The sequence below is a fragment of the Pantoea sp. SGAir0183 genome (assembly GCF_043545505.1).
This window is the reverse complement of record NZ_CP028053.1, coordinates 1,371,548-1,393,489: the sequence shown is the minus strand read 5'-3', so window position 1 is coordinate 1,393,489 and position 21,942 is coordinate 1,371,548. Positions and strand designations below refer to the sequence as shown.

Below are 21,942 nucleotides of genomic sequence, written 5' to 3'. Positions count from 1 at the left end.
GTCATTGATACTGCTCCAGCAAAGAGGCGATGCCTTCCGGCGTCAGATGAACGTGGGTATCTTCATCCACCATCATGGTTGGACCTTTATCACAGTTACCCAGGCAACAGGTCGGCAGTAAGGTAAAGCGACCGTCGGTTGTCGTCTGGCCAGGCTTAATATTCAGGTTTTCTTCCAGTGCCGCCTGAATCCCCTGAAAACCGGTGATGTGGCACACCACGCTGTCGCAGTAGCGAATCACGTGACGGCCAACAGGCTGACGGAAAATCTGACTATAGAACGTTGCCACGCCTTCTACGTCGCTGGCAGGAATTCCTAACACTTCTGCAATCGCATGGATCGCACCGTCAGGCACCCAGCCGCGCTGCTTCTGCACAATTTTCAGTGCTTCAATGGAGGCAGCGCGCGCATCTTCGTAATGGTGTTTTTCGTGCTCAATCGCATGGTGCTCTTCCGCACTCAGCACGAAGACCTCGTTAGGGTCGATCGTTTTAATAGCAATGTGTTGATCGTGCATAATTAGCGGTCCACGTCTGACATAACAAAGTCGATACTACCGAGGTATACGATCAGGTCGGATACCAGGCTGCCACGGATTACCGATGGAATCTGCTGCAGGTGCGGGAAGCTCGGTGTACGCACACGCGTGCGGTAACTCATCGTGCTGCCGTCGCTGGTCAGGTAGTAACTGTTGATCCCTTTGGTCGCCTCAATCATCTGGAAAGATTCGTTGGCCGGCATGACCGGGCCCCAGGAAACCTGCAGGAAGTGAGTGATCAGGGTTTCAATGTGCTGCAGCGTACGCTCTTTCGGTGGCGGCGTGGTTAACGGATGATCCGCCTTAAACGGCCCTTCCGGCATGTTGTTCAGGCACTGCTCCAGGATACGCAGCGACTGCCACATCTCTTCCATTTTCAGTTGTACGCGCGTATAGGCATCACTGATGCCCGCGCCCACAGGAACCTCAAAATCGAAGTTTTCATAGCCTGAGTAGGGGCGCCATTTACGCACGTCAAAATCGAGACCCGTTGCACGTAGTGCGGCACCGGTTGTGCCCCAGGCCAGCGCTTCTTCCATGTTATAGGCAGCTACGCCCTGCGAACGGCCCATCAGTACGGTGTTGCGCAGCGCCGCTTTGTCATACTCTTTCAGACGTTTTGGCATCCAGTCCAGGAAGTCACGCAGCAGGCGTTCCCAGCCTTTCGGCAGGTCATGTGCGACGCCGCCAATACGGAACCAGGCCGGATGCATACGGAAACCAGTAATCGCCTCCACCACGTCATAAATTTTCTGACGGTCGGTAAAGGCAAAGAACACCGGCGTCATGGCCCCGACGTCCTGAATAAAGGTGGAGATGTACAGCAGGTGACTGTTGATGCGGAACAGCTCTGAAAGCATCACGCGGATTACGTTAACGCGATCGGGCACCACGATGCCGGCCAGTTTTTCTACCGCCAGCACATAAGGCATTTCGTTGACGCAGCCACCGAGGTATTCGATGCGGTCAGTGTAGGGAATATAGCTGTGCCAGGACTGACGCTCGCCCATCTTCTCGGCACCACGGTGGTGATAACCAATATCCGGAACGCAGTCGACAATCTCTTCACCATCCAGCTGCAAAATGATGCGGAACGCACCGTGCGCGGAGGGGTGGTTAGGACCCAGGTTAAGGAACATGAAGTCTTCACTGGCAGTACTGCGTTTCATGCCCCAGTCTTCTGGCTTGAACGTCAGCGCTTCCATTTCCAGATCTTCTTTCTGTTTGGTCAGCGTGAAAGGATCAAATTCGGTGGCGCGCGCAGGGTAATCCTTACGCAGCGGGTGCCCTTCCCACGTCTGCGGCATCATGATGCGGGTCAGGTGCGGGTGACCATCAAAAGTGATGCCGAACATCTCCCAGGTTTCGCGCTCATACCAGTTCGCATTGGCGAAAATTTTCGTGATGGTCGGCACGTGCATATCGTTTTCAGACAATGCCACCTTGAGCATGATGTCGCGATTGCGTTCAATCGAAAGCAGGTGGTAGAAAACGGAAAAATCCGCGGCAGGTAACCCGGCGCGGTGGGTGCGTAAACGTTCGTCCATACCATGCAGGTCATAGAGCATGACGTAAGGCTTGGGTAATTTACGCAGGAAAGTGATGATTTCCAGTAGCTGTTCACGCTTAACCCATACCACCGGAATCCCGGTACGTGTTGCCTGAACAGTAAAGGCATCCGGCCCAAAACGATTACGCAATTCGCCAATTACCGGGTCATCCAGATGATCCCGGGTTTGCCATAGCGGCTGAGCGAGATCTTGCGTGGTCAAATCTGTCATACGTTACTCACCATTCCGGCCTGCTAACAGGCGCTCAAATGAAGGCGTCAGGATGGTGCCATGCATTAATTTGTGTATTGTCGCTGCAGGCACTAATTCCATCCATACGGTTAACTTAAACTTCGTCTGGTGTACGCAGGTTGGTTACTGCAATACGCTCGCCACGCTTACGTTCACGCTCAGACTGCATATTGGCACGGTAAACGCCCTGATCGCCGACCACCCAGGACAGAGGACGACGCTCTTTACCAATCGACTCCTGCAGTAACAGCAGAGCCTGCATGTAGGCTTCAGGACGCGGTGGGCAACCTGGAATGTAAACGTCAACCGGCAGGAATTTATCCACGCCCTGCACGACAGAATAGATATCGTACATGCCGCCTGAGTTAGCACAGGCCCCCATGGAAATGACCCATTTCGGCTCCAGCATCTGATCGTACAAACGCTGAATCACCGGGGCCATTTTAGTGAACGGCGTACCGGCAATAACCATAAAGTCGGCCTGACGCGGTGAGGCACGCATAACCTCAGCACCAAAACGCGCCACATCGTGCACGGCAGTGAAGGAGGTGGTCATCTCAACGTAGCAGCAGGAAAGACCAAAGTTGTAGGGCCACAGGGAATTCTTACGTCCCCAGTTCACCATGTCGTGCAGGGCATGTTCGAGCTTGCCCATGTAAACGCTGCGATGAACGTGCTGCTCCAGCGGATCGCTGACGATTTCCTGCTTTTGCAGAGGGTAACGGTCGTTCTCACCACCGTTTGGGTCTATGCGGGTGAGCGTATAGTCCATCTTATTGCCTCTCTTTTACTGCTTGTGAGGATTGGTGTGACTTACCGTGGGAGTTTTAACCACGATTCGGCGGCGTGCAGGAGTCCAGTCCAACGCGCCAATGCGCACCAGATAAACCAGGCCCGCCAGGAGCACCAAAATGAAAATTGCGGCTTCCACAAAGCCGACCCATCCACTTTCACGGATTGAGGTCGCCCATGCGTATAAAAAGAGAGCTTCGACGTCGAAGATAACGAAGAACATCGCCACCAGGTAGAATTTGGCGGATAAGCGGATGTGAGTATCACCCACGGACTCAATACCGGATTCGAAAGGCGTGTCTTTATGACGGGCACGAGCTCTGCCGCCTAACAGCCATCCTCCGGTCAACATAAACGCACAGAGGCCAAATGCGATGACGATAAAAACGATGAATGCCCAATGCTGAGCGATGATTTCGGTGGTAGTTGACATACTCATTGCTTACTCATCAAAAGTGGCGCTGGCATCCTGCTCTGGTTCTGGCAGCAAACTCACCACATCGATTCAAAGGGAAGGATAAAAACCTTACAAATTTTGCTGTTACTGTGCAATAAGCAGCAATTTTATGTGGTTTTTTACTCCTTTCTATAACCTTTTGTCAACTTTGACAAAAGTATCCAAACATTATTTTACACCTGCATCATATTATTAACATATGACGCGCGTGTTTCCAGCTAAATCGCTTCAGTCTGTAGGGGTAATTTCAGTGTAGCGGGTATTTCAACGTGTGGATCGCGTTATCAACGCGCATAGTTTGACAGGATTCGGCGGGATTGCCTTGCTTTTAGAAGGGCTATTTTGTTGATCCAGAACACAGAATTATCATTTTTGTGTTAAATTTAATCAGTTATCAGCCTGATTCGCATCAACAAATCTCCACTTCGTGCTTTCCCTTCCCCGCTCGCCCTGTTGACCAGAGTATGAACAGGTAATTGACAGAACAGGACTGAAAAAGAAAACCACGGGTCAGAAAAGCAGCAAAAAAAAGCCTCTTGTTCCGGTTACAGAACAAAAGGCGCATTTACTCAGATTAACGTGCCGGCAGATTTCGCATTTTTTGCGAAAGAAGACGGGATTTACTCTTCGTCGTCCAGCAGTAAGGCACCATCGGCATTGCCGATCATGTTGTAGGGATCGTGGGTAGACTGCATGGCGTTGAAAATGGCCAGCGCCAGTTCGTTGTCGTTGTCCGCGTTGCGGCACAGCAGATACTGAGTATCTGGCAGCACCGGTAATCCTTCTGCTGCACCCATTACGCGCAGTTCCGGGCTCATCATCTCCACCGGACGCGCGGTCACGCCTAAACCAGCTTTAACGGCAGCACGTACCGCTGCCAGCGTTGAAGCGACGTAAGAGATGCGCCAGGGAATGCCTGCTTCGTTCAGATGGTCAATCGCCATATCACGATAAGGGCTGGGTTCATCCAGCAATACCAGTGGGATCGCTTCCCCACGCTGGAACACATAGTCCGCTGCGCAATACCACAGGGTTGGCGATGTCCGCAGTACCTGATGTGTAAAGTTACCCGGACTGGAGGTGGTAACAACCAGATCGACTTCGCCCTGATTCAGCATTTCCATCATAAATGGATTGCGTTTCACACGAACGTCAATGGCCAGTTTGGGATAAACAGAGGTAACGCGGTTTAACAGGAACGGCAGAATGGTATCGGACGTATCGTCTGACGCCCCGATTGTCAGAACGCCCTGAATATTGCTGTACATCAGCGATGTGCAGGCTTCATCGTTAAAACGCAGAATTTTTCTGGCATAACCCAGAAGCTGAATGCCATGTTCTGTTAATAATTTGTTGCGGCCATGCCTGGCAAACAACTCTTTACCGACCAGTTGTTCCAGACGCTGCATCTGCTGACTTACTGCCGATTGCGTTCTGCATACCGCAGCAGCCGCGGCTGCAAAGGTGTTTAAATCCGCAACAGCAACAAAAGTTCGAAGCAGATCGAGATCGAGATTAAGTATCGGACGATTTGCATTAGTCATGTTTTTCTTCACTTATTAGAGTTTTAAGAACTACTATCCTGGTGTTATTACAAGCTTATCAAAGCGATAAGCGGTAATGATGCTTCATGCCGTCCCAGCACAGGGCCGACATAAAATTTACTTACGAAGGCGCACGGCACGTTCCTGTAAAACACGGAAGCCGTGACCTGAAGACAGAGACAACTTCTGTACCGAAGGCACTGGATGCAAAATTGCGGGAAGCTGTGTAGTTGTCTTTTTCAACCCCAAAAAAGTCATTACGCCGGGGTAAATGGGTCTGTCATACACACACGCTGTATCGCGTTTAATCACATCAAATAGTAAATTATACTTAATCATTTTTGACCGCAAAATGGAAATGTTTTTATGAAAAGCATTGCAAATTTTGATCGGATCGCATTTTCCAACACATCCCGCACGTCCTGTGCGCATTCAACCCGCCCAAAAACAGTGAATAAGACTTTTAGACAGGTAAACCTGTACTAAAGATGCTCTCTGTTTTTTAGACTGGCTTCAAAAAACGAAAAAAAGTCCTTAGAGATAAAATAGTTAACCGTATTAACGATTAATGCACGGCTGTCACACCCTACTTACGCTATGCACTATCGTGCAAAATTTATGCATCAATAAAGCATAATTAAACTATTTCATTTATGACGCATTAGGCCTGTTCTGATTTCACTATGTCGATTACGTTCCCTGTCGGCATAAAAAAAACAGCAACGCGCCAAACAAAGCCTTTTATCAGGCAGCATAAAAAACCATTAATGATGACTCAAGCAGAATTTTAAACCATACAGGGTCATAAGTAATATGCATTACGTCGTTTGGACGGAGACAAAGATGCTGAAGACGCCAAAACCACCTCGCGCCCTTCTTTTGTGTTCGTGAGGAGAGTACATTGTGCAGGTTTGTTTTCAGCGGCAGGCAAAAGGATTCTGCATATTAAGGCGGCCAAAAATGACTTTTCAAATTGATAAATCCGGCAAACTGGACAATGTGTGTTATGACATTCGTGGGCCGGTTTTAAAAGAGGCCAAGCGCCTGGAAGAAGAAGGTAATAAAGTTCTCAAGTTGAACATCGGTAACCCCGCGCCGTTTGGCTTTGAAGCGCCCGATGAAATTCTGGTGGATGTGATCCGTAACCTGCCCAGTGCACAAGGTTATTGCGATTCCAAAGGGCTCTATTCCGCCCGAAAGGCCATCATGCAGCATTATCAGGCGCGGGATATGCGCGATGTCACAGTAGAAGATATCTACATTGGAAACGGTGTCTCAGAACTGATCGTTCAGGCGATGCAGGCGCTGCTGAACAGCGGAGATGAAATGCTGGTTCCGGCACCGGACTATCCGCTCTGGACGGCAGCCGTGTCGCTGTCGAGCGGAAAAGCCGTGCACTATTTGTGTGATGAGTCCGCTGGCTGGTTCCCGGATCTGGATGATATTCGTAGCAAAATTACGCCACGCACTCGCGGCATTGTTATCATCAACCCCAACAACCCCACCGGTGCGGTTTACAGCAAAGAGCTGCTGATGGACGTGGTTGAGATAGCCCGTCAGCATAACCTGATTATATTTGCTGACGAGATCTACGATAAGATTCTCTACGATGCCGCACAGCACCACTCTATTGCCGCACTGGCACCGGACTTGTTAACGGTCACGTTTAACGGCCTGTCAAAAACCTACCGCGTGGCGGGCTTCCGTCAGGGCTGGATGGTGCTGAATGGTCCGAAAAAGCACGCAAAAGGCTATATAGAAGGGCTGGAAATGCTGGCTTCCATGCGCCTGTGCGCCAACGTTCCGGCGCAGCACGCAATTCAGACCGCCCTGGGGGGATATCAGAGCATCAGTGAGTTCATCGCACCGGGTGGTCGTCTCTACGAACAGCGTCAGCGTGCCTGGGAACTGATCAACGATATTCCCGGCGTCAGCTGTGTGAAGCCGGAGGGAGCGCTGTACATGTTCCCGAAAATTGATGCCAAAAAATTCAATATTCAGGACGACCAGAAGATGGTGCTGGACTTCCTGTTACAGGAAAAAGTGCTGCTGGTGCAGGGCACCGCGTTTAACTGGCCGTGGCCCGATCATCTGCGTATCGTAACCCTGCCGCGCGTCGATGACCTGGAAATGGCCATCAATAAGTTTGGCCGTTTCCTGCAAGGCTACCGCCAGTAGTCCTGTTGCATCTATACTGATGTCATTTTGGGGAGAGTTAACCTCTCCCCTGTCGTAAACAGGAATGACCATGACTCAAAGCCATTTCTTCGCCCACCTCTCACGCCTCAAACTGATTAACCGCTGGCCACTGATGCGTAACGTGCGGACCGAAAACGTCTCTGAACACAGTTTACAGGTGGCGATGGTCGCCCATGCGCTGGCCATCATCAAGAACAAAAAGTTTAACGGTAACCTGAATGCCGAGCGCATCGCGATGATGGCGCTGTACCATGATGCCAGTGAAGTGCTCACGGGCGATTTGCCTACCCCGGTGAAGTATTACAACGCGCAAATTGCCCATGAATACAAAAAGATTGAGAAAATCGCGCAGCAGAAGTTGATTGAGATGCTGCCCGACGAGTTGCAGGACGTTTATCGCCCGCTGATTGATGAACATCTGCACAGTGAAGATGAGAAAGCGGTAGTGAAGCAGGCCGACGCACTCTGCGCCTACGTTAAATGCCTGGAAGAGTTGTCGGCAGGCAACAATGAATTCTTACTCGCCAAGGCGCGGCTGGAAAAAACCCTGACTCAGCGTCGCTCGCCTGAAATGAGCTATTTTGTTGAGGTGTTTATCCCAAGCTTTAGCCTGTCTCTGGACGAAATCTCGCAAGATACACCGCTCTGATTCGGGCGGCCCGATGCCGCCACTCTGCACTTAAGGCTGGCTGTGAAAGGCAAACTTACCCGCTGGCTGTCTGGTAATGATTAGTGACGTCAGTGAAGTCAGGCGCAGCGCCACGTCATCCAGTCGCGGTGTCTCGTCTGGCGCATTGACAGCAATGACGGCACAGCCCGCCGACAGCCCGGCGATCACGCCAGCAGGCGCATCTTCAACCACAACACAGTCGGCTGGAGACAGTTTCAGCCTTTCGGCACCCAGCAGGTAGGGATCGGGTTCAGGCTTACCCTTTGCTACCTGCTCAGCCGTAATGAAGACCGCAGGCAGAGGCAGGCCCGCCGCTTTGTGGCGGGCATGAGCCACTGGCACAGAACCTGAAGTAACAATCGCCCAGGGGATCTGCAGTTCATTAAGCTGAGTGAGCAGCGCCAGGGCACCTGGTAACGCCTTCACACCGTCCGTATCTTCCGCTTCCGTTTTTTCCAGTGCCAGGAACTCGGCCTGAATCGCGGCCTCTGACTGACCGGCCATGAAATGACGCAGGGAGGTGATTGCCTGTTTACCGTGAATGAAGTCCAGAATCTCATCAGCCGCAATGCCATGACGTGCGCCCCAGTTAGACCAGGCACGTTCAACCGCCGGTAATGAATCCACTAAGGTGCCGTCTAAATCAAACAAAAAACCACTGTACTCCACACGTCACTCCTCATCAGGCGTTAATGATTTGCGCAATCTCGTTTACGCTTAAATGGTACTGGCGGGGACAAGTCTGCCATAAAGCCAGCATGCGTTGATACTTTTCCCACATCGGTGTTTGTGCATTGAAGCCGTGCGTGCCGGAATCAAAATGCGTGTAGCGCCCTTCCGTATTCACCATAAAGCGTACATAGCCAAGGTAGCGGGATTCCGTAGCCGCATCAAATCCCAGAAACGCCAGGCGCCGGGTATCGATCTCTCCTTCGGTTTTCAGATTAGACCAGGAAATCTGTAGCGCATGGTGCATTTCCATGATGTCGATGAGCGTACGGCAGGTGGCTTCAGAGAGTTCGCCGAACTCTTTATCCAGTTCACGCATCTGCAGGCTGTAGCCGCGCTCAATAATGGTCTGATAACGCCGAAAGCGCTCCGCATTCTCAGGCTCCAGCATCGCCATCATTTTGTACTGGTTCGCCAGAATTAAGCGTTGTGCGTGGGTCATTTCCATCTTTCTCTCCCTCAGCCCAGAGGCTGTTCAGGTTTTATACGATGGAAGGATGATGACACAGGGGGAGCGATGCGGAGGTTGCCACATCGCTTTTCATTGATTTAACCACAGATTCACATGCAATATTTCGGCACGCTGCAGGTTAGAGATCGTCCAGAAAAGTCCGGTCCAGTTGCTTAAAGGCGCGCTTCAGCAGATCGGCAAGCGCCTGATAGGTTGGCGTGCCTTCAACCGGCGCAATCGCCTGCCCTGCGGCTTCCAGTTTGGTGCGCACGTCATGAAACCAGCGCAGAAGCGTCGGCGGCAGCGGCGTGACTGAACGTTTGCCCAGCCACCACAATCCCTGCATCGGTAAACTGCAGGCGAAAAGCGCTGTCGCGACGGCAGGGCCCAGTTGCCCACCCATCGCGATCTGCCAGGTCAGTGTAAACACCGCCAGCGGGGGCATAAAGCGAATGGCAAAACGTGTGGCCGATGATACCCGGTTTTCGGGAAAGACCGGTGCCAGACGTTTATCATTGGGCCACGTCTTCATATAATGCTGTCCGCGCTGAAACATCCGGAACCAGCCCGTGTTAGATTGATTCGCCATGGCTCGCCTCAACTAATGCTGTATTTTTTGAAAAATAACTATAACGACACAACTTTACGTAACATCCTTCAAATCTTTTTGTCTTTAAAGGTGACTCCGGCTATTCTGACGCCGTTTTAGTCGCGTCAGTGTCGCAACCTTCTTTGTCACAGAGGCGATAAGACCCGTTTTAAGCGTGATTTAAAATTTATGCGTAAAAACTCAACTTTTTTTGCGTATAACGCATTATTTTGACCCGGGTATGACTTTTGTCATTAATCTGGCAGCTTCAATAGGCTACGCTGTATGTCTGATTGCGTTTTTTTTAGCCACTTTTAACAAATAGGTACTTCCATGTCGAGTAAGTTAGTACTGGTCCTGAACTGCGGCAGCTCATCCCTTAAGTTTGCCATTCTGAATCCCACCACCGGAGACGAATTTCTGTCAGGTCTGGCTGAATGTTTTCACCTGCCCGAAGCGCAGATCAAGTGGAAGCTTGACGGCCAAAAACAGGAAGCACCTTTAGGTGCTGGCGCTGCCCACAGCGAAGCACTGAATTTCATTGTTAAAACAATTCTGGCACAAAAACCAGAGCTTTCGGCACAAATCGCTGCAATAGGTCATCGCATCGTCCACGGCGGTGAAAAATTGACGCAATCGGTCGTGATCTCTGACGCTGTCGTTCAGGGTATCAAAGATGCCGCTTCTTTTGCACCGCTGCATAATCCTGCTGGCCTGATCGGCATTGATGAAGCGATGAAAAACTTCCCCCATTTGTCTGACAAGAATGTGGCGGTTTTTGACACCGCTTTCCATCAGACAATGCCGGAAGAATCCTATCTCTATGCGCTGCCCTATGCGCTCTACAAAGATCACGGCGTGCGTCGCTACGGTGCGCACGGTACCAGCCACTACTATGTGACCCACGAAGCGGCAAAAATGCTGAATAAGCCGCTGGAAACCCTGAATATCATCACCTGTCACCTCGGTAACGGTGGATCGGTTTCTGCCATCCGTAACGGCGAATGTGTGGATACCTCCATGGGGCTGACGCCGCTGGAAGGCCTGGTGATGGGCACCCGCAGCGGTGATATTGATCCGGCCATCATCTTCTTCCTGCACGATACATTGGGCATGAACGTGGATGCTATCAACAAGATGCTGACCAAAGAGTCCGGTCTGTTAGGGCTGACCGAAGTCACCAGCGACTGCCGCTACGTTGAAGATAATTACGCCACGAAAGACGATGCCAAACGCGCAATGGACGTATTCTGCCATCGCCTCGCCAAATACATCGGCAGCTATACTGCGCTGATGGACGGCCGTCTTGATGGCGTGATCTTCACCGGTGGTATCGGTGAAAATGCGGCGATGGTCCGCGAGTTAACGCTGAAGAAACTGGCTCTGCTGGGCTTTGAACTCGATCATGAACGCAACCTGGCCGCGCGTTTTGGTAAAGCGGGCTTCATCAACAAAGAGGGCACGCGTCCGGCACTGGTTATCCCAACGAATGAAGAGTTAGTCATCGCCAGGGACGCCGCGCGTCTTACCGCCTGATATCCTTTCTCCGTCAGCTCAGGCTGACGGTGTTATTTTGACACCCAGTGAACTCTGAGAGGTGCAATCGTGTCACGTACAATTATGCTCATTCCGACCGGCACCAGCGTCGGCTTGACCAGCGTTAGCCTTGGCGTTATTCGCGCCATGGAACGTAAAGGCGTTCGACTGAGCGTTTTCAAACCCATTGCTCAACCACGCGCCGGTGGCAATGCGCCCGACCAAACCACCAGCATCGTACGCAAAAATTCCGGTATTCCTGCGGCAGAACCGCTGCCCATGTCACGCGTTGAATCCTTGCTGGGATCCAATCAGCAGGACGTGCTGATGGAAGAAATTATTGCCCGCTATCATGCGAATACGCAGGATGCAGAAGTGGTGCTGGTGGAGGGCCTGGTGCCCACGCGCAAACATCAGTTTGCCAGCGCCCTTAACTACGAAATTGCTAAAACGCTGAACGCTGAAATTGTGTTTGTGACCGCGCTGGGTAATGACTCGCCGGCCCAGCTTAAAGAACGTATCGAACTGACGCAAAGCAGCTTTGGCGGTGCGAAGAATAAAAACATCACCGGCGTCATTATTAACAAGCTGAACGCGCCGGTCGACGAACAGGGCCGGACGCGTCCCGACCTGTCTGAAATCTTCGATGATTCCACGAAGGCCAGCATTGCCAATATCAATCCCGACCAATTGTTTGCCAACAGCCCGTTGCCCATCCTGGGTTGCGTGCCGTGGAGCTTTGATCTGATCGCGACCCGCGCGATTGATATGTGCCGCCACCTGAACGCGCGCATCATTAATGAAGGTGAAATTCAGACGCGCCGCGTGAAGTCGGTAACCTTCTGTGCCCGCAGCATTCCTCATATGCTTGAGCACTTCCGTCCAGGCTCGCTGCTGGTCACCTCCGCAGACCGTCCGGATGTACTGGTTGCCGCCTGTCTGGCCGCCATGAACGGCGTAGAGATTGGGGCTATTCTGTTAACCGGTAACTACGAGATCGACGAGCGGATCGCCAAACTGTGCGAACGCGCGTTCCAGACCGGTCTGCCGGTCTTTATGGTCAAAACCAATACCTGGCAGACATCACTGAGTCTGCAAAGCTTCAATCTGGAAGTGCCGGTAGACGACACACAGCGCATTGAGAAAGTGCAGGAATATGTCGCAGGCTACATCAATGCAGACTGGATTGAGTCGCTGACCGCCACCTCTGAACGCAGCCGTCGTCTGTCCCCGCCGGCATTCCGTTATCAGTTGACCGAGCTGGCACGTAAAGCCGGTAAACGCATCGTCCTGCCAGAAGGTGATGAGCCTCGCACCGTGAAAGCGGCCGCGATCTGTGCCGATCGCGGCATTGCGACCTGCGTGCTGTTAGGTAACCCGGATGAAATTCAGCGCGTGGCCGCAGTACAGGGCGTTGAGCTGGGTAAAGGCATTGAGATTGTTGACCCTGAAGTGGTTCGCCAGAACTACGTTCCGCGTCTGGTTGAACTGCGTAAAAACAAAGGTATGACCGAAGTGGTGGCGCAGGAACAGCTGGAAGACAACGTGGTGCTCGGTACCATGATGCTGGAGCGTGGCGAGGTAGACGGCCTGGTTTCAGGTGCGGTGCATACCACGGCCAATACCATTCGTCCGCCGTTACAGCTGATTAAAACCGCCCCGAACAGCTCTCTGGTCTCGTCGGTATTCTTTATGCTGCTGCCGGAGCAGGTGCTGGTCTATGGCGACTGCGCGATTAACCCGGATCCTACCGCTGAACAGCTGGCTGAAATTGCTATCCAGTCTGCCGATTCCGCCAAAGCCTTCGGTATTGATCCGCGCGTGGCGATGATCTCCTACTCGACCGGTAACTCCGGAGCAGGAAGCGACGTCGAAAAAGTGCGCGAAGCTACCCGTCTGGCACAGGAAAAACGCCCGGATTTGGTCATTGACGGTCCGCTGCAGTATGACGCGGCGATTATGGAAGACGTCGCGAAATCGAAAGCGCCAAACTCGCAGGTCGCGGGTCGCGCAACGGTATTTATCTTCCCGGATCTGAATACCGGTAACACCACCTATAAAGCGGTGCAGCGCTCAGCCGATCTGATTTCTATCGGGCCGATGCTGCAAGGGATGCGTAAACCCGTTAACGACTTGTCGCGCGGTGCGCTGGTGGACGACATCGTCTATACCATTGCCCTGACAGCAATTCAGTCACTCCAGGCGGAAGGCCAGTAACAAACCGCCTGACCGGTAGTGAGAACAAAGAGCATGCAGCCCGCATGCTCTTTTTTTATTGCAATGTCACATCCAGCGCACGTAAATGCTGTGGCTGCCAGGAAAGCATAACCTCGCTCCCCGGTTTCCACTCAGGCGCGACATCGGATGAGGCCAGTTTCACCATAAAATTCCCCTGCCCGGCCACGTCGGTCAGCATGCGGACATGATCACCCAGATAGATAAACTGTTGAATGGTAGCCTGCACAGACTGGTCGCCCGGTTTTGGTGCGTTCACGTTGATGCGTTCGGGCCGGATGCTGAGCTGGATACGTTTGCCAGGCGAACTGGGTCGGACTTTCAGCGCGTCCAGATGAACGCCATTATCCAGTGCCACCTGATAATACTCGCCCTTTTGACCCGATTGTGTGGCTAACAGGCAGTTATTTTCGCCGATAAACTGTGCAACAAAGGCATTATCTGGCTGCTCATAAAGCTTACTCGGGCTGTCCATCTGCTGAATCATGCCATCATTAAACACCGCGACCCGGTCTGACATGGTCATTGCTTCGCTCTGGTCATGCGTGACGTAAACGATGGTCAGCCCAAGCAGGTTGTGCAGTTGCTTGATTTCCATCTGCATATGCTCACGCAGCTGTTTATCCAGTGCCCCTAACGGTTCATCCATCAGGATCAGCCTGGGTTCAAAAACCAGTGCCCGCGCCAGCGCTACACGTTGCTGCTGGCCACCCGACATCTGGGCAGGATAGCGATCGGCCAGCGAGGTCAGTTTAATCATATCCAGCACGCGCTTAACCCGCACTTTGATATCCGCTTTGCTCAGGCGACGTATGGATAGGGGAAATGCCAGATTCTCCGCCACGGTCATATGGGGAAACAGCGCATAATTCTGAAACACCATGCCGATATCACGCTGATGGGGCGGCAGCGTGTGCAGGGGTTTATCACGCAGCAGAATCTCGCCATCGGTGGGCGTTTCAAAGCCCGCCAGCATCATCAGGCTGGTGGTTTTCCCCGATCCTGAGGGCCCTAACAGCGTCAAAAACTCCCCTTCTGCCACGTCCAGATTAAGGTTGCGCACCACCAGCTTGTCGCCGTCGTAGCTCTTTTTGATATTCCTGAAACTGACAAAATTTCTCATGGCGTACTCTCGAAAACAGGATGGAAAGGGTTTCGGCACGATTCATGCATCATCCGTTTGACATGCGAATCCTGGCGGGCCTTTTTTTAGCACTACCATAACGCCGCTGATTCGCACAAGCAGAATTTGACAAAATAAAACGAACGGGCTTGCAAAGCCTTCTTGCAGGCCATTGTATTCTATTGTCTTTTTAAATTTAACATTACCTTAACGTGAATGAGATCACAGAATCAGGCAAGATAAGAGGTTGCACACTTGTGGTGCCTCAGGGAGAAACTGAGGCGATTTGCAGGTGATGTTCCAGACGGGCAAGGACAGGCGCGAACGCACTGGGGATATCCGCTTCGTCAACGCAGGCATAGCCCAAAAGTAACCCACGCTGCGGCGTGCCTTGCAGGTAGTAGGAAGACAGCGGGCGCGTCAGCACACCGCACTGTTCAAGCTCAGCGCTGAACGCCACATCGTCGATGCTGTCGGGCAGTCTGAGCACCAGATGCAGCCCCGCATTGCTGTGATGCACAATCCAGTCGGCCCCCAGCGACTGGCTGATCACGGCGACCAGCGCCGCGCGGCGACGACTGTAGATCTGCCGCATCCGCCGTACATGAGCCGCATAGTGCCCTTCGCGGATAAACGCGGCCAGCGTGAGCTGCACCAGCCCATAACCGCCGCGATAGAGCTCGGAGTGCGCCATTTTCATACGCGTAGCCATGGATTTAGGCACCACCATGTAACTGAGTCGAATGCCGGGATACAACGTTTTGCTGAACGTCCCCAGGTATATGACAGGCGCATCCGCCGCCAGCCCTTGCAGCGCGGGTATCGGGCTGCCGGAAAAACGGAACTCGCCATCGTAGTCATCTTCCACCACCCAACTGCCGCTGCGCTTCGCACGCTCCAGTAACTCATGCCGCCGTTGCAGGCTCATCACCGCACCCAGTGGATACTGATGGGAAGGCGTCACGCAGATTAAACGCGGCGCAGGGCTGTCAGGCTGCTCCGGGGGCAGCACCAGCCCCTGCTCGTCAACCGGCGTAGGGATCAGCGTAACGCCGTTCACCGCCAGCACGTTACGAATGCCCCAGTAGCCAGGTTCCTCTACCAGCGCCCGGTCACCCGGATCGCACAGCATCTTTGCCAGCAGATCCAGCGACTGATGCGTGCCTGCGGTCACCAGTACCTGCTCGGGGCTGCAGTTGACGGAACGAATCACCCGCAGGTAATCGGCCAGCGCCTGTTGCAGCTCGGTGCAGCCGCCGTGGCTGGCATAGCTCAGGTTCTCAACGGGCAGGCGTCGGCTCAGACGAAGCTGGATTTTGCGCCAGATGTCGTGCGGCATGTGACTGACATCCGGTACGCCGGGCATAAACGCCCCCCACTGATGACTTCCGGCACCGCTGTTTGCCAGTAATCGCGATCCCCGACGGGACAGCCTGACGGGCTTCATTGGCGCCGAAACCGGCCTGACCAGCGGCCCGCCTGGCACCTCTTCAGGCAGCACCGCACTGACAAACGTGCCGCTGCCTGTGCGGGTTTGTAAGTACCCCTCTGACTGCAACTGTTCATACACGGCCAGTACGGTATTGCGTGAGACCGCGAGTTCGCGAGCAAGGTCGCGGCTGGCGGGCAGCCGTGTTGCGGTGGCAATGGATCCATCCTGAATCGCCGCCTGCAGCGCGTCATACAGTCGCTTATTCAGCGTACCGCCGGACAGCGCGGCCAGCCGTTGTGCAAGCAGGTCACCGAGTAAGCTTCGCAAAATTGGTACCTCAAAATAAAAAAAACTGGCTCTGGATTATAAAACCCTGAAAACGCTAAAACCAAGAAGGCAAATTCCACTGTAACAATATGGAAACAAACACCACGAGGTCGCGTTATGAGTAACAGTGAAGTGCAGGTCCGTCGTCTCAATGCCACGCCACGCGGCGTGGGCGTCATGTGCGATTTCTATGCGGTGAAAGCTGAAAACGCCACGCTGTGGGATCACGAGGGCCGCGAAATCATCGATTTCAGTGCCGGCATTGCCGTACTGAACACCGGACACCGTCATCCTAAGGTCATCGCCGCCATCAAAGAACAGCTCGACTGTTTTACCCATACTGCATTTCAGATCGTGCCCTATGAAAATTACATCGCCCTTGCGGAAAAACTGAATGCGCGGGTGCCCGTCAACGGCCCTGCTAAAACCACCTTTTTCTCCACCGGCGCGGAAGCGGTTGAGAACGCGGTAAAAATTGCCCGCGCGGCGACCGGCCGTCCCGGCATCATCGCGTTTACCGGCGCGTTTCACGGGCGCACCAACATGACGATGTCGCTGACCGGCAAAGTGACCCCGTACAAAACCGGTTTCGGTCCTTTTGCTGGCTCAGTATTTCATGCCCGCTACCCGAATGCACTGCATGGCTGTAGCGTCGAGGACGCGCTGGAGAGTGTACAAACGATTTTTCGCTGCGATATCAGCCCGCAGCAGGTCGCAGCGATCATTTATGAGCCGATCCAGGGTGAAGGCGGTTTCAATGTCGCACCGGCGGCCTTCGTCACCGCGCTGCGTAAGCTGTGCGATGAACACGGCATCCTGCTGATTGCCGATGAGATTCAAAGTGGTTTTGCCCGCACCGGGAAACTGTTTGCCAGTGAGTACTATTCCGATGTGCAGCCTGACCTGATTACCATGGCGAAAAGCCTGGCCGGCGGGATGCCGTTGTCGGCCGTGTCCGGACGGGCTGAGATTATGGATGCCCCGTTACCCGGCGGGCTGGGTGGCACCTATGCGGGAAGTCCTCCTGCCATTGCAGCCGCACTGGCCGTACTGGAGGTGATTCGTGAAGAGAACCTGTGCGAGCGCGCCCTGCAACTGGGCGGGCAACTGGCCGAAACGCTGAAAGGCGCGGGTTGTAACGCGCTGGCGGACGTGCGTGGGCGGGGTTCGATGATAGCGGCTGAGTTCTGCGACAGCACAGGAAAACCGCGCGCGGACATCGCCAAAGCCATCCAGCAGGCGGCACTTGACGAAGGCTTACTTCTGCTCACCTGCGGTGTCCACGGTAACGTGATTCGCTTCCTTTATCCGCTGACCATCCCGGATGCGCAGTTCCGCACGGCATTAAATCTGCTGAACCGCATTCTCGGTCAACACTAAGTTGAGCTGGCTGGCTGCCCGTTCCGCAGTCAGCTGAGCTGATGGCATCAGGATTGCAACGCAAACACCAGGCAGTGAGTTCTGCCTGACAAGAATAATTCAGGAGTTCGGGGATGATGAAAAAAATAGCGGCAATGGTGCTGGCAGCCGTGGCGCTGCAGGCACAGGCGGAAACCCTCACGGTAGTGTCCTTCGGCGGGACGAATAAAGACGCACAGGATAAAGCGTTCTATAAGCCGTTCATGGCCGCGGGAAAAGACAGCATCGAAGCAGGCGAATATAACGGTGAGATGGCCCGCATCCGCGCCATGGTCGAAACCAAACAGATCGGCTGGGACGTCGTCGAACTGGAAACTCCGGAACTGGAGCGCGGTTGTGAAGAAGGTCTGTTTGAAACCCTGGACTGGAGCAAAATTGGCAATAAAGCGGACTTTGCCAAAGGCAGCGTCAGCGAATGTGGTGCCGGTTTCTTCGTCTGGTCAACGGTACTGACCTACGATGGCAACAAACTGAAAACCGCCCCCACGAGTTGGGCCGATTTTTGGGATGTTGAAAAATTCCCGGGCAAACGTGCGCTGCGTAAGAGCGCAAAATATACCCTGGAAATCGCGCTGATGGCGGATGGCGTGAAGCGTGAAGATGTTTATAAGGTGCTGGCCACACCTGCGGGCGTGGATCGCGCCTTTAAGAAGCTTGATGTACTCAAGCCCCATATTCAGTGGTGGGAATCCGGGGCACAGCCGCTGCAGTGGCTGGTATCAGGCGACGTGACGCTGGCCTCGGCCTATAACGGCCGTATCGGCACCGCCCAGGCAGAAGGCCATAACTTTAAAATCGTCTGGGATGGCAACCTGTATGACTTCGATAACTGGGCGATTGTGAAAGGCTCAAAACATAAAGCGCTGGCAGAGAAATTCATCGCCTTCTCGCTGCAGCCTGAGAACCAAAAGGTCTATGCCGAAAATATTCCTTATGGCCCCGCCAATATCAAAGCAGGCAAACTGCTGGCGGCGGATCGTCTGGCTCAACTGCCAACAGCGCCCGAAAACATGGCCAAAGCCGTACAGGTTAACGCCACGTTCTGGCTGGAGCATGGTGAAGAACTGGAACAGCGTTTTAACGCCTGGGCCGCGAAATAACCTGCTGCCGGACGCGATCCGGCAGCCCCTTTTCAGGAGGTCGGCATGAGTCAAAACCCCGTGATGGATTCAGCGCCCGTCAGAAGTACAGAACGCGCGTTCAGCCTGCGCCACTCGTTCAACCGGGCAGGTTGGTTAAAAACACAACGCTCTCTGTTTTTAGTGGCCCCGTTACTGATTTTCGTCGTGGTGTGCTTTTTATTCCCTATCGGCTCTATCCTCAGCATGAGCGTGAGCAATCCTGAGCTTAATGACGCCTTACCCCAAACCAGCCAGGCCCTGGCGAAATGGGACGGTAAAGCGCTACCGGATGAGAGCCTGTATGCACTGCTTGCAAAAGAAGTCAGCGCGGCACGCGAACAGGGCCAGATTTCGGGGATTGCGAAGCGGTTAAGTTATGAAGATAACGCGTTTCGCCGCCTGATCCTGGCCGTACCGCGCCAGGCGCCCGAGGATGGCCTTAACGTCAAAGCCACCCTTATCGACAAACAGCCCCTGTGGGGCGAGTTATCCACCTGGCAAACCCTGAAGCGCGTAGCAAAGCCTTATACCAGCTATTACCTGCTGTCGGTGTTTGACCATAAAGTCGATGCCAGAACGGGTGAAATCACCGCGCAGTCGCCGGATCAGGCGCTGTATGTCAACGTCCTGCTGCGCACCTTATGGATGGCCACCGTCGTGACGTTATTGTGCGTGGGGCTGGGTTATCCGCTGGCCTACTGGCTGGCGAAACAGCCTTCTAACCGGGCCAATCTGTTGATGATTATGGTGCTGCTGCCCTTCTGGACCTCACTGATTGTGCGGACGGCCAGCTGGATTGTGCTGTTACAGTCCGGCGGATTAATCAACCGCACGCTGATGGGCACCGGGCTTATCGACAGCCCGCTCACCCTGGTGTTTAACCGGGTGGGGGTTTACATCTCCATGACACATATATTGCTGCCTTTTATCGTGCTGCCGCTGTATGCCGTAATGAAAGGCATATCCCCCAGCTACGTCCGCGCAGCGGTGTCGCTGGGCGCGCATCCGTTTGTCGCCTTCTGGCGCGTCTATGTGCCGCAGACCTTTGCCGGGATCACCGCAGGTGCGTTGCTGGTGTTTATGATGGCGATTGGCTACTACGTGACGCCAGCCCTGCTGGGCGGCCCGGACGACCAGATGGTCAGCTACTTTGTCGCCTTCTTTACTAACAGCACGATGAACTGGGGCATGGCCGCCGCCCTGGGCAGCCAGTTACTGATCATTGTCACGTTACTGTATGTGGTCTATTCGCGCGTTACCCGCACTTCTTCTGAAGCTGCGGTGCGTTAAGGAGCAAATGATGAGACAACAAGGTTCCACGCTGCTGCGGGTCTGGCGTTACCTGTTTAATTTTTACGGTGCAGCCGCCCTGCTGTTTTTAATAGTGCCGGTGCTGGTGATCGTGCCGTTGTCGTTTAACGCCAGTTCGTTTTTAAGCTATCCCCTCAGTGGCTTTTCATTGCGCTGGTACGACGCGTTTTTCCATTCTAACGAATGGCTGGGCGCGCTGATGAACAGCCTGCTGGTGGCTCCGCTGGCTACCCTGCTGGCCACCGTGCTGGGCGTACTGGCCGCGATGGGCCTGGTACGGGGCGACTTTCGCGGTAAAGCGCTGGTGATGGCAGTCATCATTTCACCGATGGTGGCACCGGTGGTGATCATCGCGGTGGGCATGTTTTTTTTCTTTGCCAAACTGTCCCTGCTAAACAGCTATCTCGGGCTGGTTCTGGCTCATGCGCTGCTGGGCGTCCCGTTTGTGGTGATCACGGTCGTGGCCGTCCTGAAAAGTTACGACACCAACCTGACGCGCGCCGCCGTCAGTCTCGGCGCCTCACCACTGCTGGCGTTTTGTAAAGTCACCCTGCCGCTGATTGCACCGGGCGTGTTTTCCGGGGCGTTATTTGCCTTCGCGACCTCCTTTGATGAAGTGGTCGTCACGCTGTTTCTTGCCAGCCCTACGCAGCGGACGCTACCGATTCAGATGTTTGCCGGTATCCGCGAGAACCTCGATCCCACCATTGCAGCGGCAGCCACCATTATGATTGCGGCCTCTCTGTTGCTCCTGATAGTGATGGAAGTGCTGCGCCGCCGTGGCGAAAAAATGCGTCAGCCGCAGCCGGTCTGATCCTCTTTACTTGCTTTGCGCACGCACCACACCGCCCTTTCTACTGAGAGGGCGATTTTTTATTGATCCCGGGCACAGGCGCGTGATGTCAGCCACGATCCTCACAATGGGTTAACGATCAAATGTCTTAATGCAATACCTGACTGAGACATCGTCAAGACAGACTGGCGCGGTGGCGGAAAAGCGAAAGCCGACGCCCGAGGAAGAATGACGCTGCCCGCCAGGAAAAGGCTGCCGTCAATCATCTCGTGGAGCGCGTTGCCGCAAAAGAAGGAAGGATGCTTTGCGAACGGCAAGGCGTTCGCAAAGCAGAAAACTCAGTTGCTGTTTTCGTTATTGCGGCTCAGCCACAACGACAGCGCTTTGAGTGAATCATCGGTAAACTCGTCGCAACGGGCGGTGATTTCATCCGGCGTCATCCAGAAGATTTCATCAACCTCTTCTTCCTGCATCGCAAACGGGCCGTGAGAGACGCAACTGAACAATCCGCCCCAGACGCGGCAGTGCTCATCTTCGAAATAGAACTTGCCATGCTCCGCAAAGGGCACGTCGGCAATACCCAGCTCTTCTTCCGCTTCACGTCGGGCAGATTCCAGCATATCCTCACCGCTCTGCACCACGCCGCCTGCCGTCGCATCCAGTTTACCCGGCATAAAATCTTTGATTTCAGTACGGCGCTGAACCAGTATTTTCCCCATACCATCGTGAACCACGATATAGGTCGCGCGGTGACGTAAGCATTGTGCACGCATCTGCGCGCGCGTAGCCTGCGCAACGACTTCATTCTCTTCGCTTACGATATCGACCCACTCGATCTCGCCACCAGCAGTTTGATCCACCATCCGTAACCCTT

Annotated in this window: 19 protein-coding genes; 8 read left to right on the top strand and 11 right to left on the bottom strand. The window is 53.7% G+C overall.

Features of this window, described 5'->3' with window-relative positions; translation table 11 throughout:
• Nucleotide 1: 1 nt before the first annotated feature.
• The 5 genes from nuoE to lrhA all read right to left on the bottom strand — a co-directional run bounded on the left by nuoE (nt 2) and on the right by lrhA (nt 5,133).
• Nucleotides 2-517, bottom strand: a complete 516-nt coding sequence (gene nuoE, locus C1N59_RS06695; protein WP_006120024.1) for an NADH-quinone oxidoreductase subunit NuoE — start codon at nt 515-517, stop codon at nt 2-4.
• A gap of 2 nt (nt 518-519) precedes the next feature.
• A complete protein-coding gene (gene nuoC, locus C1N59_RS06690; protein WP_006120025.1) occupies nt 520-2,319 on the bottom strand; it encodes an NADH-quinone oxidoreductase subunit C/D in 1,800 nt (599 codons plus the stop codon).
• Nucleotides 2,320-2,434: 115 nt separating this feature from the next.
• Complete coding sequence (locus C1N59_RS06685) at nt 2,435-3,112, bottom strand: NuoB/complex I 20 kDa subunit family protein (RefSeq protein ID WP_006120026.1); 678 nt, start codon at nt 3,110-3,112, stop codon at nt 2,435-2,437.
• 15 nt (nt 3,113-3,127) lie between these two features.
• Nucleotides 3,128-3,571: an NADH-quinone oxidoreductase subunit A gene (locus C1N59_RS06680; RefSeq protein ID WP_006120027.1), complete on the bottom strand. Its 444-nt coding sequence runs from the start codon at nt 3,569-3,571 to the stop codon at nt 3,128-3,130.
• Nucleotides 3,572-4,209: 638 nt separating this feature from the next.
• Nucleotides 4,210-5,133 (bottom strand): transcriptional regulator LrhA, encoded by a 924-nt coding sequence (gene lrhA / locus C1N59_RS06675; protein ID WP_033740635.1) that lies wholly within the window; start codon nt 5,131-5,133, stop codon nt 4,210-4,212.
• A 960-nt stretch (nt 5,134-6,093) separates the two neighbouring features.
• On the opposite strand from lrhA, the gene C1N59_RS06670 reads away from it, so the two are divergent.
• The gene (locus tag C1N59_RS06670; protein ID WP_033740636.1) at nt 6,094-7,311 is read left to right on the top strand and encodes a pyridoxal phosphate-dependent aminotransferase; all 1,218 of its coding nucleotides are present in this window, start codon (nt 6,094-6,096) and stop codon (nt 7,309-7,311) included.
• 70 nt (nt 7,312-7,381) lie between these two features.
• Entirely contained in the window at nt 7,382-7,981 is a 600-nt protein-coding gene (yfbR, locus tag C1N59_RS06665; RefSeq protein ID WP_006120030.1) for a 5'-deoxynucleotidase, read from the top strand.
• 30 nt (nt 7,982-8,011) lie between these two features.
• Here yfbR and C1N59_RS06660 read toward each other — a convergent pair whose 3' ends face one another.
• The 3 genes from C1N59_RS06660 to yfbV all read right to left on the bottom strand — a co-directional run bounded on the left by C1N59_RS06660 (nt 8,012) and on the right by yfbV (nt 9,771).
• Nucleotides 8,012-8,671: a sugar phosphatase gene (locus tag C1N59_RS06660; RefSeq protein WP_058701322.1), complete on the bottom strand. Its 660-nt coding sequence runs from the start codon at nt 8,669-8,671 to the stop codon at nt 8,012-8,014.
• A gap of 13 nt (nt 8,672-8,684) precedes the next feature.
• The gene (locus C1N59_RS06655; protein WP_006120032.1) at nt 8,685-9,179 is read right to left on the bottom strand and encodes a YfbU family protein; all 495 of its coding nucleotides are present in this window, start codon (nt 9,177-9,179) and stop codon (nt 8,685-8,687) included.
• 142 nt (nt 9,180-9,321) lie between these two features.
• Nucleotides 9,322-9,771, bottom strand: coding sequence for a terminus macrodomain insulation protein YfbV (gene yfbV, locus C1N59_RS06650; RefSeq protein WP_054633417.1), 450 nt, complete (start codon nt 9,769-9,771; stop codon nt 9,322-9,324).
• 333 nt (nt 9,772-10,104) lie between these two features.
• Here yfbV and ackA point away from each other — a divergent pair, with 333 nt between their 5' ends.
• Both ackA and pta read left to right on the top strand, forming a co-directional pair.
• The gene (gene ackA / locus C1N59_RS06645; RefSeq protein WP_394550447.1) at nt 10,105-11,307 is read left to right on the top strand and encodes an acetate kinase; all 1,203 of its coding nucleotides are present in this window, start codon (nt 10,105-10,107) and stop codon (nt 11,305-11,307) included.
• A gap of 69 nt (nt 11,308-11,376) precedes the next feature.
• Nucleotides 11,377-13,524 (top strand): phosphate acetyltransferase, encoded by a 2,148-nt coding sequence (gene pta / locus C1N59_RS06640; RefSeq protein WP_006120035.1) that lies wholly within the window; start codon nt 11,377-11,379, stop codon nt 13,522-13,524.
• A 55-nt stretch (nt 13,525-13,579) separates the two neighbouring features.
• On the opposite strand, the gene C1N59_RS06635 is transcribed toward pta, so the two are convergent.
• Both C1N59_RS06635 and C1N59_RS06630 read right to left on the bottom strand, forming a co-directional pair.
• Nucleotides 13,580-14,665 (bottom strand): ABC transporter ATP-binding protein, encoded by a 1,086-nt coding sequence (locus C1N59_RS06635; protein WP_039339690.1) that lies wholly within the window; start codon nt 14,663-14,665, stop codon nt 13,580-13,582.
• Nucleotides 14,666-14,930: 265 nt separating this feature from the next.
• A complete protein-coding gene (locus tag C1N59_RS06630) occupies nt 14,931-16,424 on the bottom strand; it encodes a MocR-like pyridoxine biosynthesis transcription factor PdxR (RefSeq protein ID WP_394550446.1) in 1,494 nt (497 codons plus the stop codon).
• Nucleotides 16,425-16,541: 117 nt separating this feature from the next.
• Between C1N59_RS06630 and C1N59_RS06625 the strand changes: the two genes are divergently transcribed.
• The 4 genes from C1N59_RS06625 to C1N59_RS06610 all read left to right on the top strand — a co-directional run bounded on the left by C1N59_RS06625 (nt 16,542) and on the right by C1N59_RS06610 (nt 21,089).
• The gene (locus tag C1N59_RS06625) at nt 16,542-17,804 is read left to right on the top strand and encodes a 4-aminobutyrate--2-oxoglutarate transaminase (RefSeq protein WP_110268194.1); all 1,263 of its coding nucleotides are present in this window, start codon (nt 16,542-16,544) and stop codon (nt 17,802-17,804) included.
• A 113-nt stretch (nt 17,805-17,917) separates the two neighbouring features.
• The gene (locus tag C1N59_RS06620) at nt 17,918-18,943 is read left to right on the top strand and encodes an ABC transporter substrate-binding protein (protein WP_033740647.1); all 1,026 of its coding nucleotides are present in this window, start codon (nt 17,918-17,920) and stop codon (nt 18,941-18,943) included.
• 45 nt (nt 18,944-18,988) lie between these two features.
• Complete coding sequence (locus C1N59_RS06615; protein ID WP_394550445.1) at nt 18,989-20,254, top strand: ABC transporter permease; 1,266 nt, start codon at nt 18,989-18,991, stop codon at nt 20,252-20,254.
• A gap of 10 nt (nt 20,255-20,264) precedes the next feature.
• Nucleotides 20,265-21,089: an ABC transporter permease gene (locus tag C1N59_RS06610; RefSeq protein WP_033740651.1), complete on the top strand. Its 825-nt coding sequence runs from the start codon at nt 20,265-20,267 to the stop codon at nt 21,087-21,089.
• 317 nt (nt 21,090-21,406) lie between these two features.
• Here C1N59_RS06610 and yfcD read toward each other — a convergent pair whose 3' ends face one another.
• Nucleotides 21,407-21,931 (bottom strand): NUDIX hydrolase YfcD, encoded by a 525-nt coding sequence (gene yfcD / locus C1N59_RS06605; RefSeq protein WP_033740653.1) that lies wholly within the window; start codon nt 21,929-21,931, stop codon nt 21,407-21,409.
• Nucleotides 21,932-21,942: the final 11 nt, after the last annotated feature.